The sequence below is a fragment of the Pseudomonas sp. KBN10P06128 genome, assembly GCF_037574945.1.
Classification (GTDB): domain Bacteria; phylum Pseudomonadota; class Gammaproteobacteria; order Pseudomonadales; family Pseudomonadaceae; genus Pseudomonas; species Pseudomonas aeruginosa.
The window spans coordinates 4,642,592-4,657,906 of record NZ_JBBELR010000001.1 but is presented as its reverse complement, the minus strand read 5'-3'; the positions used below and the strand labels follow the sequence as shown (position 1 = coordinate 4,657,906).

General features: G+C 65.4%; 14 protein-coding genes and 4 tRNA genes. 13 read left to right on the top strand and 5 right to left on the bottom strand.

The window, feature by feature from the left end; genetic code table 11:
• Positions 1 to 68: 68 nt before the first annotated feature.
• Complete coding sequence (locus tag VQ065_RS21750; protein WP_003091428.1) at positions 69 to 1,265, bottom strand: amino acid aminotransferase; 1,197 nt, start codon at positions 1,263 to 1,265, stop codon at positions 69 to 71.
• 187 nt (positions 1,266 to 1,452) lie between these two features.
• Between VQ065_RS21750 and uvrB the strand changes: the two genes are divergently transcribed.
• Complete coding sequence (uvrB, locus tag VQ065_RS21745) at positions 1,453 to 3,465, top strand: excinuclease ABC subunit UvrB (RefSeq protein ID WP_003091426.1); 2,013 nt, start codon at positions 1,453 to 1,455, stop codon at positions 3,463 to 3,465.
• A gap of 3 nt (positions 3,466 to 3,468) precedes the next feature.
• Here uvrB and VQ065_RS21740 read toward each other — a convergent pair whose 3' ends face one another.
• Both VQ065_RS21740 and VQ065_RS21735 read right to left on the bottom strand, forming a co-directional pair.
• Positions 3,469 to 4,968 carry an MDR family MFS transporter gene (locus tag VQ065_RS21740; RefSeq protein ID WP_073660307.1) on the bottom strand — a complete coding sequence of 500 codons (1,500 nt, stop codon included), beginning with the start codon at positions 4,966 to 4,968 and terminating at the stop codon, positions 3,469 to 3,471.
• A gap of 49 nt (positions 4,969 to 5,017) precedes the next feature.
• On the bottom strand, positions 5,018 to 6,052 hold the full coding sequence (locus VQ065_RS21735) for an HlyD family secretion protein (RefSeq protein WP_003091421.1): 1,035 nt from the start codon (positions 6,050 to 6,052) through the stop codon (positions 5,018 to 5,020).
• 102 nt (positions 6,053 to 6,154) lie between these two features.
• Between VQ065_RS21735 and VQ065_RS21730 the strand changes: the two genes are divergently transcribed.
• From VQ065_RS21730 to VQ065_RS21680, 11 genes are all read left to right on the top strand, one after another.
• Positions 6,155 to 7,075: a LysR family transcriptional regulator gene (locus VQ065_RS21730; protein ID WP_003091419.1), complete on the top strand. Its 921-nt coding sequence runs from the start codon at positions 6,155 to 6,157 to the stop codon at positions 7,073 to 7,075.
• A 37-nt stretch (positions 7,076 to 7,112) separates the two neighbouring features.
• Entirely contained in the window at positions 7,113 to 8,597 is a 1,485-nt protein-coding gene (gene gltX / locus VQ065_RS21725) for a glutamate--tRNA ligase (RefSeq protein ID WP_003091417.1), read from the top strand.
• A gap of 201 nt (positions 8,598 to 8,798) precedes the next feature.
• Positions 8,799 to 8,874, top strand: a tRNA-Ala gene (locus VQ065_RS21720).
• A 48-nt stretch (positions 8,875 to 8,922) separates the two neighbouring features.
• Positions 8,923 to 8,998 (top strand) — tRNA-Glu (locus tag VQ065_RS21715).
• A 93-nt stretch (positions 8,999 to 9,091) separates the two neighbouring features.
• A tRNA-Ala gene (locus VQ065_RS21710) sits at positions 9,092 to 9,167 on the top strand.
• 46 nt (positions 9,168 to 9,213) lie between these two features.
• Positions 9,214 to 9,289 (top strand) — tRNA-Glu (locus tag VQ065_RS21705).
• A gap of 158 nt (positions 9,290 to 9,447) precedes the next feature.
• Positions 9,448 to 9,990 carry a TetR/AcrR family transcriptional regulator gene (locus VQ065_RS21700; RefSeq protein ID WP_003091415.1) on the top strand — a complete coding sequence of 181 codons (543 nt, stop codon included), beginning with the start codon at positions 9,448 to 9,450 and terminating at the stop codon, positions 9,988 to 9,990.
• An 11-nt stretch (positions 9,991 to 10,001) separates the two neighbouring features.
• Positions 10,002 to 10,859, top strand: a complete 858-nt coding sequence (locus tag VQ065_RS21695; RefSeq protein ID WP_003091413.1) for an alpha/beta fold hydrolase — start codon at positions 10,002 to 10,004, stop codon at positions 10,857 to 10,859.
• 112 nt (positions 10,860 to 10,971) lie between these two features.
• Positions 10,972 to 11,619, top strand: coding sequence for a bifunctional 4-hydroxy-2-oxoglutarate aldolase/2-dehydro-3-deoxy-phosphogluconate aldolase (locus tag VQ065_RS21690; RefSeq protein WP_003091412.1), 648 nt, complete (start codon positions 10,972 to 10,974; stop codon positions 11,617 to 11,619).
• On the top strand, positions 11,619 to 12,056 hold the full coding sequence (locus VQ065_RS21685) for an acyl-CoA thioesterase (RefSeq protein WP_003091410.1): 438 nt from the start codon (positions 11,619 to 11,621) through the stop codon (positions 12,054 to 12,056). The genes VQ065_RS21690 and VQ065_RS21685 overlap by 1 nt, the downstream gene beginning before the upstream one ends.
• Positions 12,057 to 12,148: 92 nt before the next feature.
• On the top strand, positions 12,149 to 13,108 hold the full coding sequence (locus VQ065_RS21680; RefSeq protein ID WP_003091408.1) for a tRNA dihydrouridine synthase: 960 nt from the start codon (positions 12,149 to 12,151) through the stop codon (positions 13,106 to 13,108).
• A gap of 14 nt (positions 13,109 to 13,122) precedes the next feature.
• On the opposite strand, the gene VQ065_RS21675 is transcribed toward VQ065_RS21680, so the two are convergent.
• Together VQ065_RS21675 and VQ065_RS21670 are read right to left on the bottom strand one after the other, a co-directional pair.
• On the bottom strand, positions 13,123 to 13,869 hold the full coding sequence (locus VQ065_RS21675; RefSeq protein ID WP_003091407.1) for an SDR family oxidoreductase: 747 nt from the start codon (positions 13,867 to 13,869) through the stop codon (positions 13,123 to 13,125).
• A gap of 16 nt (positions 13,870 to 13,885) precedes the next feature.
• Positions 13,886 to 14,689, bottom strand: a complete 804-nt coding sequence (locus VQ065_RS21670; RefSeq protein ID WP_003091406.1) for a glyoxalase/bleomycin resistance/extradiol dioxygenase family protein — start codon at positions 14,687 to 14,689, stop codon at positions 13,886 to 13,888.
• A gap of 157 nt (positions 14,690 to 14,846) precedes the next feature.
• On the opposite strand from VQ065_RS21670, the gene VQ065_RS21665 reads away from it, so the two are divergent.
• Positions 14,847 to 15,296 (top strand): Hsp20 family protein, encoded by a 450-nt coding sequence (locus VQ065_RS21665; protein WP_003091405.1) that lies wholly within the window; start codon positions 14,847 to 14,849, stop codon positions 15,294 to 15,296.
• The last annotated feature ends 19 nt before the right edge of the window (positions 15,297 to 15,315 follow it).

The following is a 15,315-nucleotide window of genomic DNA, read 5'->3' as shown; positions in this document are numbered from 1 at the left end:
ACAGCGAGGCGTATGTTACTGATTAAAAAGGGGAAGTCAAGCCTCTCCAGATGACTTCCCCTTTTTCCCTACAGGACCTGGACGATGGCCTTGGTGATGGTCTCCAGGTTCGATTTGTTCAGCGCGGCGACGCAGATACGGCCGGTGCTGACGGCATAGATACCGAACTCGGTCTTCAGGCGCTCGACCTGGTCGGCGGTCAGGCCGGAATAGGAGAACATGCCACGCTGGCGACCGACGAAGCTGAAGTCGCGCTTGGCGCCGTGGGCTGCCAGTTGCTCGACCAACGCCAGGCGCATGTCGCGGATGCGGTCGCGCATCTCGCCCAGTTCCTGCTCCCAGAGGGCCCGCAGTTCCGAGCTGTTGAGCACGGAGGAGACGACGCTGGCGCCGTGGGTCGGTGGGTTCGAATAGTTGGTGCGGATCACCCGCTTCACCTGGGACAGCACGCGGGCCGATTCATCGCGGCTTTCGGTCACGATCGAGAGGGCGCCGACGCGTTCGCCATAGAGCGAGAAGGATTTGGAGAACGAGCTGGAAACGAAGAAGCTCAGGCCCGACTGGGCGAACAGGCGCACCGCGGCGGCGTCTTCCTCGATGCCGTTGCCGAAGCCCTGGTAGGCGATGTCGAGGAACGGCACGTGGCCCTTGGCCTTGAGCACGTCCAGCACCTGTCTCCAGTCGTCCAGCTCGAGATCGACGCCGGTCGGATTATGGCAGCAGGCGTGCAGGACCACGATCGAACGGGCCGGCAGGGCATTCAGGTCTTCCAGCAGGCCGGCGCGGTTCACGCCATTGCTGGTGGCGTCGTAATAGCGGTAGTTCTGCACCGGGAAGCCGGCGGCTTCGAACAGTGCGCGGTGGTTTTCCCAGCTCGGGTCGCTGATGGCCACGGTGGCGTCGGGCAGCAGGCGCTTGAGGAAGTCGGCGCCGAGCTTGAGGGCGCCGGTGCCGCCGACGGCCTGGGTCGTGACCACGCGGCCGGCGGCCAGCAGCTCGGATTCGTTACCGAACAGCAGTTTCTGTACGCCCTGGTCGTAGGCGGCGATCCCTTCGATCGGCAGGTAGCCGCGCGGCGCGTGGGCCTCGATGCGGGCCTTCTCGGCAGCCTGCACGGCACGCAACAGCGGAATGCGCCCCTCCTCGTTGTAGTACACGCCCACGCCCAGGTTGATCTTGCCCGGACGGGTATCGGCGTTGAAGGCTTCGTTCAGGCCAAGGATGGGATCACGCGGTGCCATTTCGACGGCAGAAAACAGACTCATTTTGCGGCTGCTCGGAGTGTGAAGAGAGGAGGGCAACGCAACCCGTTATGCGGGGGCGCAAAGGGTTGCGCAAACGGGGGGTTATTATAGACACCCCTTGATGCATGCGGCGACATTTAGGTGCATGCTTTCAGCTATTTCTGACGCCGGATTTTCCTTGGCGTCACAGCTCCCTGCGAGGTTTTTCATGGATACGTTCCAACTCGACTCGCGCTTCAAGCCCGCCGGCGACCAGCCGGAAGCCATCCGGCAGATGGTCGAGGGGCTGGAGGCGGGGCTTTCGCACCAGACCCTGCTGGGGGTGACGGGCTCTGGCAAGACTTTCAGCATCGCCAACGTGATTGCCCAGGTGCAGCGCCCGACCCTGGTCCTGGCGCCAAACAAGACCCTGGCGGCCCAGCTCTACGGGGAGTTCAAGACGTTCTTCCCGCACAATTCCGTGGAGTACTTCGTTTCCTACTACGACTACTACCAGCCGGAGGCCTACGTACCGTCTTCCGATACCTATATCGAGAAGGACTCCTCGATCAACGACCATATCGAGCAGATGCGCCTGTCGGCGACCAAGGCGCTGCTCGAGCGTCCGGATGCGATCATCGTCGCCACCGTGTCGTCCATCTACGGCCTCGGTGATCCCGCGTCCTACCTGAAGATGGTCCTGCACCTGGACCGCGGCGACCGCATCGACCAGCGCGAACTGTTACGGCGACTGACCAGCCTGCAGTACACCCGCAACGACATGGATTTCGCCCGTGCGACTTTCCGTGTGCGTGGCGATGTGATCGACATCTTCCCGGCCGAATCCGATCTCGAGGCGATTCGTGTCGAGTTGTTCGACGACGAGGTGGAAAGCCTCTCGGCCTTCGATCCGCTCACCGGCGAGGTGATCCGCAAGCTGCCGCGCTTCACCTTCTACCCCAAGAGCCACTACGTGACTCCGCGCGAGACGCTGCTGGAGGCGGTCGACCAGATCAAGGCCGAACTCAAGGAACGCCTGGACTACCTGCGCAACAGCAACAAGCTGGTGGAAGCGCAGCGCCTGGAGCAGCGCACCCGTTTCGACCTGGAGATGATCCTCGAACTGGGCTACTGCAACGGCATCGAGAACTACTCGCGCTATCTTTCCGGGCGGGCCCCCGGCGAGCCGCCGCCGACGCTCTACGACTACCTGCCGGCCAACTCGCTGCTGGTTATCGACGAATCGCACGTCAGCGTTCCGCAGGTCGGTGCGATGTTCAAGGGCGACCGCTCGCGCAAGGAGACCCTGGTGGAATACGGTTTCCGCCTGCCTTCGGCGCTGGACAACCGGCCGCTGCGCTTCGAAGAGTGGGAGGCGGTGAGTCCGCAGACCATCTTCGTCTCCGCCACCCCGGGCCCCTACGAGGCGGAACATGCCGGGCGGATCATCGAGCAGGTGGTGCGTCCCACCGGGCTGGTCGATCCGGAGATCGAGGTACGCCCGGCGATGACCCAGGTGGATGACCTGCTCTCGCAGATCCGCCAGCGGGTGGCCAAGAACGAGCGGGTGCTGGTGACTACCCTGACCAAGCGCATGGCCGAAGACCTCACCGATTATCTCGGCGATCACGACGTGCGGGTGCGCTACCTGCACTCGGACATCGATACCGTCGAGCGAGTGGAGATCATCCGCGACCTGCGCGCCGGTGCGTTCGACGTGCTGGTGGGGATCAACCTGCTGCGCGAAGGCCTGGACATGCCCGAGGTGTCGCTGGTGGCGATCCTCGACGCGGACAAGGAAGGCTTCCTGCGCTCGGAGCGCTCGCTGATCCAGACCATCGGTCGTGCCGCGCGCAACCTGCACGGCAAGGCGATCCTCTACGCCGACAACGTCACCGGCTCGATGCAGCGTGCGATCGACGAGACCGAGCGGCGTCGGGCCAAGCAGATCGCGTTCAACCAAGCCCATGGCATCGTGCCCAAGGGGGTGCGCAAGGATATCAAGGACATTCTCGAAGGCGCCGTGGTGCCCGGCGCGCGCGGCAAGCGCAAGGGCGTGGCCAAGGTGGCGGAGGAGAGCGGGCGCTACGAGAACGAACTGCGCTCGCCGAGCGAGATCAGCAAGCGCATCCGCCAACTGGAGGAAAAGATGTACCAGTTGGCCCGCGACCTGGAGTTCGAGGCGGCGGCGCAACTGCGCGACGAGATCCAGACGCTGCGCGAGCGCCTGGTCAACGTCTGAACCTCAGTGAGCCCCGGCGTCGGCGCGGGCGCCGATGCCGGCCGGCAGCGAGCGGGTCAGCAGCACCGCGAGCATGCTCACTGCGAGCACCATGCCGATGACATGGAAAGCATCGTTGTAGGCCATGATCATCGCCTGCTGGTGGGTGATCTCGCTGAGTTTGCCCAGCGCCGCCTGCTGGCTGCCCAGTTGCGCGGCGAGTTGCGCGAGGCGTTCGTCGACCTGCGGGTTGGTCGGCACCAGGGCTTCGCGCAGATAGTCGAAGTACACCTTGGCGCGACTGTCGAGCAGGGTCGCGAGCAGGGCGATGCCGATGGCGCCGCCGAGGTTGCGCAGGATGTTGAACAGGCTCGAGGCCGAGCCGGCATCCTGTGGCTGCAGGTAGGCGGTGGCGATCAGCGAAATGGTCACCATGATCATCGGCTGGCCGAGGGCGCGCAGTAGCTGGATCTGGTTGAACTGCGGTCCGGCGAAGTCCGGGTTGAGCACTCCGGAGAAGAAGCTGGCAAGGCCGAACAGGCCGAAGCCGGCGGCGCAGAGCAGGCGCGGCGAGACCAGCTTCATCAACTTCGGGACCAGCGGGATCAGGAACAGCTGGGGAATGCCCATCCACATGATCACCTCGCCGATCTGCATGGCGTTGTAGCCCTGGATTTGCGCCAGGTACAGCGGCAGTACGTAGATCGAGCCGTACAGGCCCATGCCCAGACCGATGCTGGAAATGCTCGCGAGGCCGAAGTTGCGGTTGCGCAGGATGCCCAGGTCGATCAGCGGGTTCGGCCGCGACAGCTGCAGGATGACGAACAGGACCAGGCTGAACAGGGCGACGCTGCCGAGGCTGACGATCAGTTGCGACTCCAGCCAGTCCTTGCGGTGACCTTCCTCGAGGAAGACCTGCAGGCAGCCCAGGCCGATGCCGAGGGTGACGATGCCGGAGTAGTCGGTACTCTTCAGCAGTTCCCAATGCGGCGCCTTTTTCTCCAGGCCGTAGAGCAGCCCGGCGATCATCAACAGGCCCGGCGGCACGTTGATATAGAAGATGTATTCCCAGCCGAAGTTTTCCGTCAGCCAGCCTCCCAGGGTCGGTCCGATGGAGGGCGCGAAGGTGGCGGTGATGGCGAACAGCGCCATGCCCTTCGGACGGTGGTGTTCCGGCAACTTGACCAGGGCCAGGGTGAACGCCAGCGGAATCAGCGCGCCGCCGGTGAAACCCTGCATGGCGCGGAACACGATCATGCTTTCCAGGTTCCAGGCGAACGAGCAGAGCAGCGAGGACACCAGGAAGCCCACCGAGATCATCACCGCCAGGCGCCGTGCCGAGAGCAGCTGCACCAGCCAGGCGGTCATCGGGATCATGATGATCTCCGCCACCAGATAGGAGGTGGAGATCCACGAGCCTTCCTCGAGGGTCGCCGCCAGCGCGCCCTGGATGTCCTTCAGTGAGGAGTTGGTGATCTGGATGTCGAGCACCGCCATGAATGCGCCGAGCATGGCGCTGAGCACCGCGATCCAGTCGCGCCGGGTCGGTTCGCCAAGCGGCCGGGCCAGCGCCTCAGCGGTCACGGAGCTCGACCTCGGCTTCGACGGACATGCCGGGGCGGATGCGGCCATGCAACGGGTTGTCGGCCTCGAACACGATCTTCACCGGGATGCGTTGCACCACCTTGGTGAAGTTTCCGGTGGCGTTGTCCGGTGGCAGCAGGCTGAACTGCGCGCCGGAAGCGGCAAACAGGCTATCGATGCGGCCGTCGATAGGCGTGTCGGGGAAGGCGTCGAAGGTCAGGCGCGCCTTCTGCCCGTCGCGCATGCGGCCGACCTGGGTCTCCTTGAAGTTGGCCTGGACCCAGATGTCTTCGTCCGGCACCAGTGACAGCAAATGGGTACCAACCTGCACGTACTGGCCGTTGCGTGCGCTGCGCTGGCCGACCAGGCCGTTGATCGGCGAATGGATCAGGGTGCGTGACAGGTTGATTTCGGCTTGCGCCAGTTCGGTGCGGGCGCTGGCGATCTGCGCTTCCAGGCGCTTGATCTCGGCGCCCAGGGTGTCGCGCTGGACGCGTTGTGCCTCGAGGTCGGCGCGGGCCTTGGCCAGTTGCGAGCGAGCCACGTGGTTGTCGGCGGTGAGGGTGGTGACCCGTTCCTCGGAAACGTAGCCGGGCTTGCGCAGGGCTTCGGCGCGGTTCAGGTCGATCTGTGCGCGGCCGAGGGTTGCCTGGCTGGCGTTGACGTCGGCGGCGCTGGCGGCGATCAGGCTGCCCTGCTGCACCAGCTTGCTGCGCGCCTGGGCCAGTTCCGCCTCGCGGGTGGCCAGCGCGGCCTGGGCGCGCTCGACGGCGAGCTTGAAGTCGGCGTCTTCCAGGCGTACCAGTAGCTGCCCCTTGTCCACGTGCTGGTTGTCGCGCACCAGGACTTCCTCGACCCGCGCGCCCAACTGGCTGGCCACCCGCGTGATCTCGCCCTGGACGTAGGCGTTGTCGGTGCTTTCCACGTGGCGGCCGATGAACCACCAGTGGAGGAAGAAGGCCAGGGCGATCAGGCCGACGGCCACCAGGAAGACGGTCAGGCGACGTTTGAGTTGGGCGGGCATGGGTGGAGTGTTCCGTCGGCAAAATTCGGCCAATCTAGCAGTGTTCCGCCGGACGTTATAGGCGCTACACTTCGGACTCTTTGTTGCTTATAGGGAACAATAATGGGGCTTGATGATGCGCTGATCTTCACCCGCGTGGTGGAGTACCACAGCTTCACCCAGGCCGCGCAGAGCCTGGGCATGCAGAAGTCCACGGTGAGCCGGCGCATCGCCCTGCTGGAGGAGCGCCTGGGCGTGCGCCTGCTCAATCGCACCACCCGCAAGTTGCGCCTGACCGAAGTAGGGCAGGCCTACTACGAGCGCTGCCGGCAGATCATGCACGATTTCGCCGAGGCCGAGCAGGCGGTCATGCAGCTGCAGCAGGCGCCGTCGGGATTGCTGCGGATCACCTCGCCGATAGAGTTCGGCCAGATGTTCCTCGCCAGCCTGCTGGGCGACTTCATGCGCCAGTACCCGCAGATCACCGCCGAGGTCGAGCTGGCCTCGCGCAGCGTCGATCCGCTGCAGGAGGGCGTCGACATCGTGATCATGGTCGGCCAGCCGGAGGATTCCACCCTGGTGGCCCGTCGCCTGCTCTCTACCAGCCGCTGGCTCTGCGCCAGCCCCGACTACCTGGCGGCGCACGGCACGCCGACATCGGTGGCCGAGCTTGCCGGGCATCGCGCGGTCCTTCTGTCCACCGACTCCCAGCGCTACTGGCCGCTTTCCGGAGACAGCCTGCCCTGCCAGCGGGTGCTGTCCTGCAACAACATCACCTTCGCCCGCGAGGCGGTGGTCGCCGGTGCCGGCATTGCCGCGCTACCGGCGCTGATCTGTGCGGAGAGCGTGCACAGCGGGCGTCTGGTGCGTTTGCTGGCGGACGTGCCGTTGCCGGTTGGCGAACTGTATGCGGTCTATCCTTCGCGGCGTTTCCAGGCGATGAAGGTCAAGGCCTTCCTCGATTTCCTGATCAGCCGCCTGCCGGCCGACACCGGTCGTTTACTGGAGCCGGAGGCGGCCCGCCTGATAACATCGCGCCCCTGAATTTCCGTTTTAACTTCCGCTTGGCAAGAGAGTCTCCATGACCACTGTTCGTACTCGCATCGCCCCGTCGCCGACGGGCGACCCGCACGTCGGTACCGCATACATCGCGCTGTTCAACCTGTGCTTCGCGCGTCAGCACGGCGGTCAGTTCATCCTGCGCATCGAGGACACCGACCAGCTGCGTTCGACGCGGGAGTCCGAGCAGCAGATCTACGACGCCCTGCGCTGGCTCGGCATCGAGTGGGACGAGGGCCCGGACGTCGGCGGCCCGCATGGCCCGTACCGGCAGAGCGAGCGCGGGCACATCTACAAGAAGTATTCGGACGAACTGGTCGAGAAGGGCCATGCCTTCACCTGCTTCTGCACGCCCGAGCGCCTCGATGCGGTTCGCGCCGAACAGATGGCGCGCAAGGAAACCCCGCGCTACGACGGCCACTGCATGCACCTACCGAAGGATGAGGTGCAGCGCCGCGTCGCCGCCGGCGAGTCCCATGTCACCCGCATGAAGGTGCCGACCGAGGGTGTCTGCGTGGTGCCGGACATGCTCCGCGGCGATGTCGAGATTCCGTGGGATCGCATGGACATGCAGGTGCTGATGAAGGCCGACGGCCTGCCCACCTACTTCCTCGCCAACGTGGTCGACGACCACCTGATGGGCATCACTCACGTCCTGCGCGGCGAAGAGTGGCTGCCGTCGGCGCCCAAGCTGATCAAGCTCTACGAGTATTTCGGCTGGGAGCAGCCGCAGCTGTGCTACATGCCGCTGCTGCGCAACCCGGACAAGAGCAAGCTGTCCAAGCGCAAGAACCCGACCTCTATCACCTTCTACGAACGCATGGGCTACCTGCCGCAGGCGCTGCTCAACTACCTTGGGCGGATGGGCTGGTCGATGCCGGACGAGCGCGAGAAATTCACCCTAGCCGAGATGATCGAGCATTTCGACCTGTCGCGCGTCTCCCTGGGCGGACCGATCTTCGACCTGGAGAAGCTCTCCTGGCTGAACGGGCAGTGGATCCGCGAGCAGTCCGTGGAGGAGTTCGCCCGTGAGGTGCAGAAGTGGGCGTTGAATCCCGAATACCTGATGAAGATCGCTCCGCACGTGCAGGGACGGGTGGAGAACTTCAGCCAGATCGCACCGCTGGCCGGATTCTTCTTCAGCGGCGGGGTGCCGCTGGACGCTTCGCTGTTCGAACACAAGAAGCTCGATCCGACCCAGGTCCGCCAGGTCCTGCAACTGGTGCTGTGGAAACTCGAATCCCTGCGCCAGTGGGAGAAGGAACGCATCACCGGCTGCATCCAGGCTGTCGCCGAGCACCTCCAGCTCAAGCTGCGCGACGTGATGCCGCTGATGTTCCCGGCCATCACCGGGCATGCCAGCTCGGTTTCGGTGCTGGACGCCATGGAGATCCTTGGCGCCGACCTGTCGCGCTATCGCTTGCGCCAGGCCCTGGAGCTGCTGGGCGGGGCGTCGAAAAAGGAAACCAAGGAATGGGAGAAGATCCGCGACGCCATTCCCGGCTGACCGGCTTTCTTCTACAGTCGATGACGAGGCCCGCCCAGTTGCGGGCCTCGTTTTTTGGGGAGGGGAGGTAAGTGATTGTTCTTCCGGTAAAATTTTTTAGGTTTCGATGAAAAATAATGTTGACAGCCTCAAGCCTCGCCCTTAGTATGCGCCCCGTCTTCACGACGAACTCAACGAAGTGAAGCGATCCAGCGGTACTTTGGGGCTATAGCTCAGCTGGGAGAGCGCTTGCATGGCATGCAAGAGGTCGACGGTTCGATCCCGTCTAGCTCCACCAAATTGCCGGGAATACGCGGTTGGTTTTGCGGATTCCTACGAAGGTTTCGTCCCCTTCGTCTAGTGGCCTAGGACACCGCCCTTTCACGGCGGTAACAGGGGTTCGAGTCCCCTAGGGGACGCCACTTCATGTTCATCCGTCCCAGCAATGGATGAGCGTGTCGATGACCGGAAGGTTGTCGAAGCGATCGGAAGATCGCCCGCCTGATGGCGAATTCGGGGCTATAGCTCAGCTGGGAGAGCGCTTGCATGGCATGCAAGAGGTCGACGGTTCGATCCCGTCTAGCTCCACCACATTCCAAGGCCAGCATCGCTGGCCTTACTTTTCGAAGGTTTCATTGTCCCCTTCGTCTAGTGGCCTAGGACACCGCCCTTTCACGGCGGTAACAGGGGTTCGAGTCCCCTAGGGGACGCCACTTTTTCCCGCTCTGCGGGGCTCTATAGGGCCATTCCGAATTGGAATGGCCCTTTTGTTTTTTCCCTTTTCGAATTTCCTGACAGACGGTCCGGCCGTACGCTTGCCGATTTTTATTATGCATATAATATTTCATCCATAATATTTTCGGAGCCCGTCATGAGCGACAAGAAAACCCAGACCCGTGCCCGCATCCTCGGTGCCGCCACCCAGGCCCTGCTCGAGCGGGGCGCCGTCGAGCCTAGCGTCGGGGAAGTGATGGGCGCGGCGGGGCTCACCGTCGGCGGCTTCTATGCCCACTTCCAGAGCAAGGATGCGCTGATGCTCGAGGCATTCGAGCAATTGCTCGGCAAGCGCCGCGAACTGCTCGGCGAACTCGACCCCGGATTGTCGGGAAAGGAGCGTCGGGCCTTGGCGGCCGCCTTCTACCTGTCGCGCAAGCATCGGGACGCACAGGTCGACGCCGGTTGTCCGCTGCCGGCGACCCTCGCCGAGGTGGCGCGCCTGCCGGAGGGGTTTCGCGAGGTCTTGAGCAGGCATGTCGAGATCATGGTCGCCAGCCTGGCGGAAAGTCCCGAGGAAACCGACGTCGCCCTGGCCGACCTGGTGTTGATGATTGGCGGTTTGGCGCTGGCCCGGGCATTGGGGCCGGGCGAGCTGTCCGACCGGGTTCTGCGTGCCGCCAAGCAGGCGGTGAACTGAGGAGGTGCGAGATGAGCAGCCTGACCTGGATTCGCGGTTTCAACGGGACGATCGGCCGCATCGCGCCGCGTTGGACGGCCGAGCGTATGCGTCGGGCGTTCATGATGCCTGGCGAGTGGCCGCCGAAGGATTGGGAGCTGCCGCTGCTGGCCAGCTCGGAGCGCGTCACTCTGCGCTTCGGGCTGTCGGTGTTGCGCTGGGGCGAGGGGCCGGCAGTCCTGCTGCTGCATGGCTGGGCCGGCAGGCCGACACAGTTCGCCCATCTGATCGAGCAACTGGTTGGCGCGGGTTATTCGGTGTATGCCCTCGATGCGCCGGCCCATGGCCGCTCGCCGGGCAGGGAGGCGAACGTGGTGCTGTTCGCCCACGCCTTGCTGGAGGCCGCTGGCGAGTTGCCGCCGCTGCGTGCGGTGGTCGGTCATTCCCTGGGTGGCGCGGCGGCGTTGCTGGCGGCCCAGATGGGGCTGCGCAGCGAAGCGCTGGTGACGGTCTCGGCGCCGTCGCGGATTCTCGAACAGTTGCGCCTGTTCGCTCGTTTCGTCGGTTTGCCGGCCCTGGCTCGCTCGCATTTCATCCGCCTGGTCGAGCGTCAGGCGGGCATATCCGCGGCGTGCCTGGATGTGGCGCGCTACCGTCTGGAAATGCCCGGACTGGTGGTGCATGCCGGCGACGACCCGCGCGTAGCGGTGGAAAATGCCGAGCGCATCCATGCCGCCTGGCCGGCCAGTCGCTTGCTGCGCCTGCCGGGCGGCGGCCACTACCGACTGCTCGGCGAGCGCAGGCTGAGCGAGTCGCTGCTGGCGCTGCTCGAGGAGCGCCCGGCGATGCGCGCTTGCCGGCGCGTGGAAAAGACGGCGAGCGCTTCCTGAGGCGCGTAGCAGAGGGGTTGTCGTTGTCCTGACCTCGGTTCTTCGGTAAAAAGCGCTGTGGCCCGCGCGGAGCGATCCGGCGGAGCGAGCCGTTTCGAATCGAGGAATGCCCATGACATTGCCGCTGGATCGGGTCCTGCTGCAGGCCAGCCCGGTATTGCCGGTGCTGGTGATCGAGGACGTGGCGCTGGCGCCCGACCTGGCGCGCGCGTTGTATGCGGGCGGCGTCACGGTGCTGGAAGTGACGCTGCGCACGCCGCAGGCGCTGGACGCGATCGCCGCCATCCATCGCGAGGTGCCCGAGGTCCTGCTGGGGGCGGGTACCCTGATCCACACCGAGCAGTTTCTCGAGGCACGCGACGCGGGCGCGCAGTTCGCCGTCAGCCCCGGATGCACGCCGCGCCTTGCCGCCGCCGCGGAGGATGCCGGCCTGCCATACCTGCCCGGGGTGATGACGCCTTCGGAAGTGTTGCTGGCGCTGGAGTACGGTTATCGCTCGCTGAAGCTGTTCCCGGCCGATGGCACTGCCAGCGTGAAAATGCTGAAAAGCCTGAAGGGGCCGTTCACCGGTATCCGCTTCTGCCCGACCGGCGGGGTCAACCTGGACAACCTGCTGAATTTCCTCCGCCTGCCCAATGTCGCCTGTGTCGGCGGCACCTGGCTGGCGCCGCCGAGCCTGATCCGGGCGCGGGCCTGGGATCAGATCACACAACTGGCCAGGGAAGCGCGCGAACTGGCCGGCAGCCTGGAGCAGCATTGATGAGTTGGGACTACGCCGATCCGTTCGTGATCGACCTCAGGGTCCTCGCCGAGGACATCGACGGGCTCGGCCACGCGAACAACGCCGTCTACGTCAGTTGGTTGGAGCGCTGCGCCTGGCGCCACTCGCAGCGGCTGGGCCTGGACCTGGCCGAGTACCGCCGGCTGGACCGGGCGATGGCGGTGCTGCGCCACGAGATCGACTACCTGGCCGCGGCCTACGAGGGCGACGAACTGCAACTGGCGACCTGGATCGTCGAGTCCGACCAGCGCCTGCGGATGAACCGGCGCTTCCAGTTGGTACGCCCGGCGGATGGCGCCACGCTGCTGCGGGCGCAGACCACCTTCGTCTGCATCGAACTGTCCAGCGGCAAGCCGAAGCGGATGCCGGCGGAGTTCATCGACGGCTACGGCCAGGCTCTGCTCGCCGGGGCCTGACCCGTCGCGCGTCGGCCGGCAGGCATTCGCACTTTGTTCCGGGCGGCGGATTCTCTAGAATCCGCCGCCTGTCATTTTCGAGGTAGTGGTTCGTGCAAATCGCCCTGGCGCCGATGGAAGGTCTGGTGGATGAAATCCTCCGCGACGTGCTGACCCGCGTCGGCGGCATCGATTGGTGCGTCACCGAATTCATCCGCATCACCGATCGCCTGCTGCCGGCCACGGCTTTCCACAAGCTGGCGCCGGAGCTGCGCGACGGCAGCCGGACCCGCGCCGGGACGCCGATGCGTGTGCAGTTGCTCGGCTCCGATCCTGCGTGCCTGGCGGATAACGCCGCGTTCGCCTGTGAGCTGGGTGCCCCGGTGATCGACCTGAACTTCGGTTGTCCGGCCAAAACCGTGAACCGCTCGCGCGGCGGCGCGGTATTGCTCAAGGAGCCGGAGCTGATGCACGACATCGTCGCCGCCGTGCGTCGCGCGGTGCCGAGCGAGATTGCGGTGACCTCGAAGATGCGCCTGGGCTACGACAGTCCCGACGGCGCCCTGGATTGCGCGCGGGCCCTGGCCGACGGCGGCTCGGCCCATGTAGTGGTGCATGCCCGGACCAAGGTCGATGGCTACAGGCCGCCGGCGCACTGGGAGTGGGTGGCGCGGGTGGCCGAGGCGGTGCGCGTGCCGGTGTTCGCCAATGGCGAAGTGTGGACGCTCGACGACTACCTGCGTTGTCGCGAGGTCAGCGGGGTGGAGGACATCATGCTCGGTCGCGGCCTGGTCTCGCGTCCTGGCCTGGCTCGGCAGATCGCCGCCTGGCGCGATGGCGGCGAAATCCACGAGATGCCCTGGAGCGAGCTGTTGCCGCTGCTGCGCGACTTCTGGCTACAGGCCCGGCGCAAGCTCGCCCCGCGCTATGCCCCGGGGCGTCTCAAGCAGTGGCTGGGCATGCTCACGCGCACCTATCCCGAAGCCGTCGAGCTGTTCGCGCGGATTCGCCGGGAAAGCGATTGCGAAACCATCGACCGGCTGTTGCAGGTGTCGTTCAGCCAGGCGGCCTAGCTTGCGTAGCAGGCCTAGCGGCCGCCGCTGACATCGATGAAGGTGCCGGTGCTGTAGCTGGCTTCGTCCGACGCCAGCCAGAGAATCGCCCGCGCGACTTCCTCCGCCGTACCGCCGCGTCCTAGCGGTATGCCGCCCTTCAGGCGTTCGATACGGCCGGGCTCGCCGCCGCTGGCGTGGATCTCGGTATCGATCAGTCCGGGCCGCACCGCGTTGACCCGGATACCCTCCGCCGCCACTTCCCTGGCCAGCCCGATGGTCATGCTGTCGATGGCGCCCTTGGCGGCGGCATAGTCGATGTATTCGTTGGGCGATCCCAGCCGCGAGGCCATCGAGGATACGTTGACGATGCTGCCGCCGCGCCCGCCGTGGCGGGTCGACAGGCGCTTCACCGCCTCGCGGGCGCAGAGGAAGCTGCCGGTCACGTTGGTCGCGAATACCCTGTGCAGGCGCGCCGCGTCGATGTTTTCCAGGCGCGTCTGCGCTTCCAGCACGCCGGCGTTGTTGACCAGCACGTCGAGGCGGCCGAAACGTTCGTCGATGGCGGCGAACAGCCGCTCGACATCGCCTTCCTCGGCTACGTCGGCCGCCACCGCCAGGGCTTCGCCGCCCTGGCGCTCGATGCGCTGGCGCAGCGCTTCGGCGGCCTCGCGGTTGCGCAGATAGTTGAGGACGACCGCATAGCCGCGCTCGGCGGCGAGCAGAGCGGTGGCGGCGCCGATGCCGCGGCTGGCTCCGGTGATCAGCATGACGTTGCGCATGATGATGCTCCCCAGGTCAGTAGCGAGTGAAGGTCAGGTAGTCGGCGTCCCAGCCCAGGCCCTGCCAGAACAGGTTGGACAGCGGCGCGTCAAGGGCCGATTGCGCGCGGATCAGGCCGGCGCCCCGCGAGCGCAGGGCCTCCTCGGCGCTGCCCACCAGTTCCCGGGCCAGGCCCTGGCGGCGGGCCTGCGGCAGTACGTAGAGCTCTGCGATCTCTCCGACCCGTGCCTGACCGTCCTCGATCTGCCACAAGTGGGCGAGGACGAAACCGCGGGGATGCTGCTGGGCCTCCGCCAGCCAGAGCAAGCGGTTGCGCGAGGCGGCCAGGAGCAGTGCCTGGATCGCCTGTTGGTCGCCGGCATCCAGGGTTTCCCCGGCTTCGCGGACATTGGCTTGCCAGAGGGCGGCCACCGCGGGGACGTCGTCGGCGCTGGCCAGGCGAACCCGGTGTTGCTCTGGCGTCGCATCGAGCTCCTGGCCGACCCGCAGCAGGTTGCCGTCGGGATCGACCAGGGCGAATTCGCGCATACCCCAGGGCTGGTCTTCCAGGGCCGTGATGCGTGGAATCCCCTGGCCGCCCAGGCCGAGGGCCGCGGCCTGGCGATGCAGCGCCTGGGCGTCCTCCAGGCGCAGGTAGGCAGCGCTGCAATTGGTCTTCGGTTCGAGCGCTTCGAACAGCGACAGGTGCAGCTCCAGGGCGCCGCGCTGGAGGATGGCGTAGGTCGGATAGCGAGCGCCAAGGTGGAAGCCGAGGGACTGGTAGAAGGCGCTGGCGCTGTCCAGATCGCGGCAGGGGAAGGTCGGGATTGCGCGTTCCATGGCGACGGTTCTCGAAAGGATGAGTTTCGATCTGAGCACGACGAACGGTCGTTCTCAAGGCTCTTGAAATACTTCCGACGATCCCTATCTAGTTCGTGCGGGATGCCGAAGACGGGTTCCGCATCAGAGTACTTGCTGATAATTCAGGAGATTCGCAATGAGCAACGCTTTTTCCCTCGCCCCGCTGTTCCGTCATTCCGTAGGCTTCGATCGCTTCAACGATCTGTTCGAGTCGGCCCTGCGCAATGAGGCCGGGAGTACCTACCCGCCCTACAACGTCGAAAAGCACGGTGACGACGAGTATCGCATCGTCATCGCCGCCGCCGGCTTCCAGGAAGAAGACCTGGACCTGCAGGTCGAGCGCGGCGTGCTGACCGTCAGTGGCGGCAAGCGCGAGAAGTCCACGGACAACGTGACCTACCTGCACCAGGGCATCGCCCAGCGCGCCTTCAAGCTGTCGTTCCGCCTCGCCGACCATATCGAGGTCAAGGCGGCTTCGCTGGCCAACGGCCTGCTGAACATCGACCTGGTCCGGCTGGTTCCGGAAGAAGCCAAGCCGAAGCGTATCGCCATCAATGGCCAGCGCCCGGCACTGGACAACCAGTAACCGTCAGCGGTGATCGAAA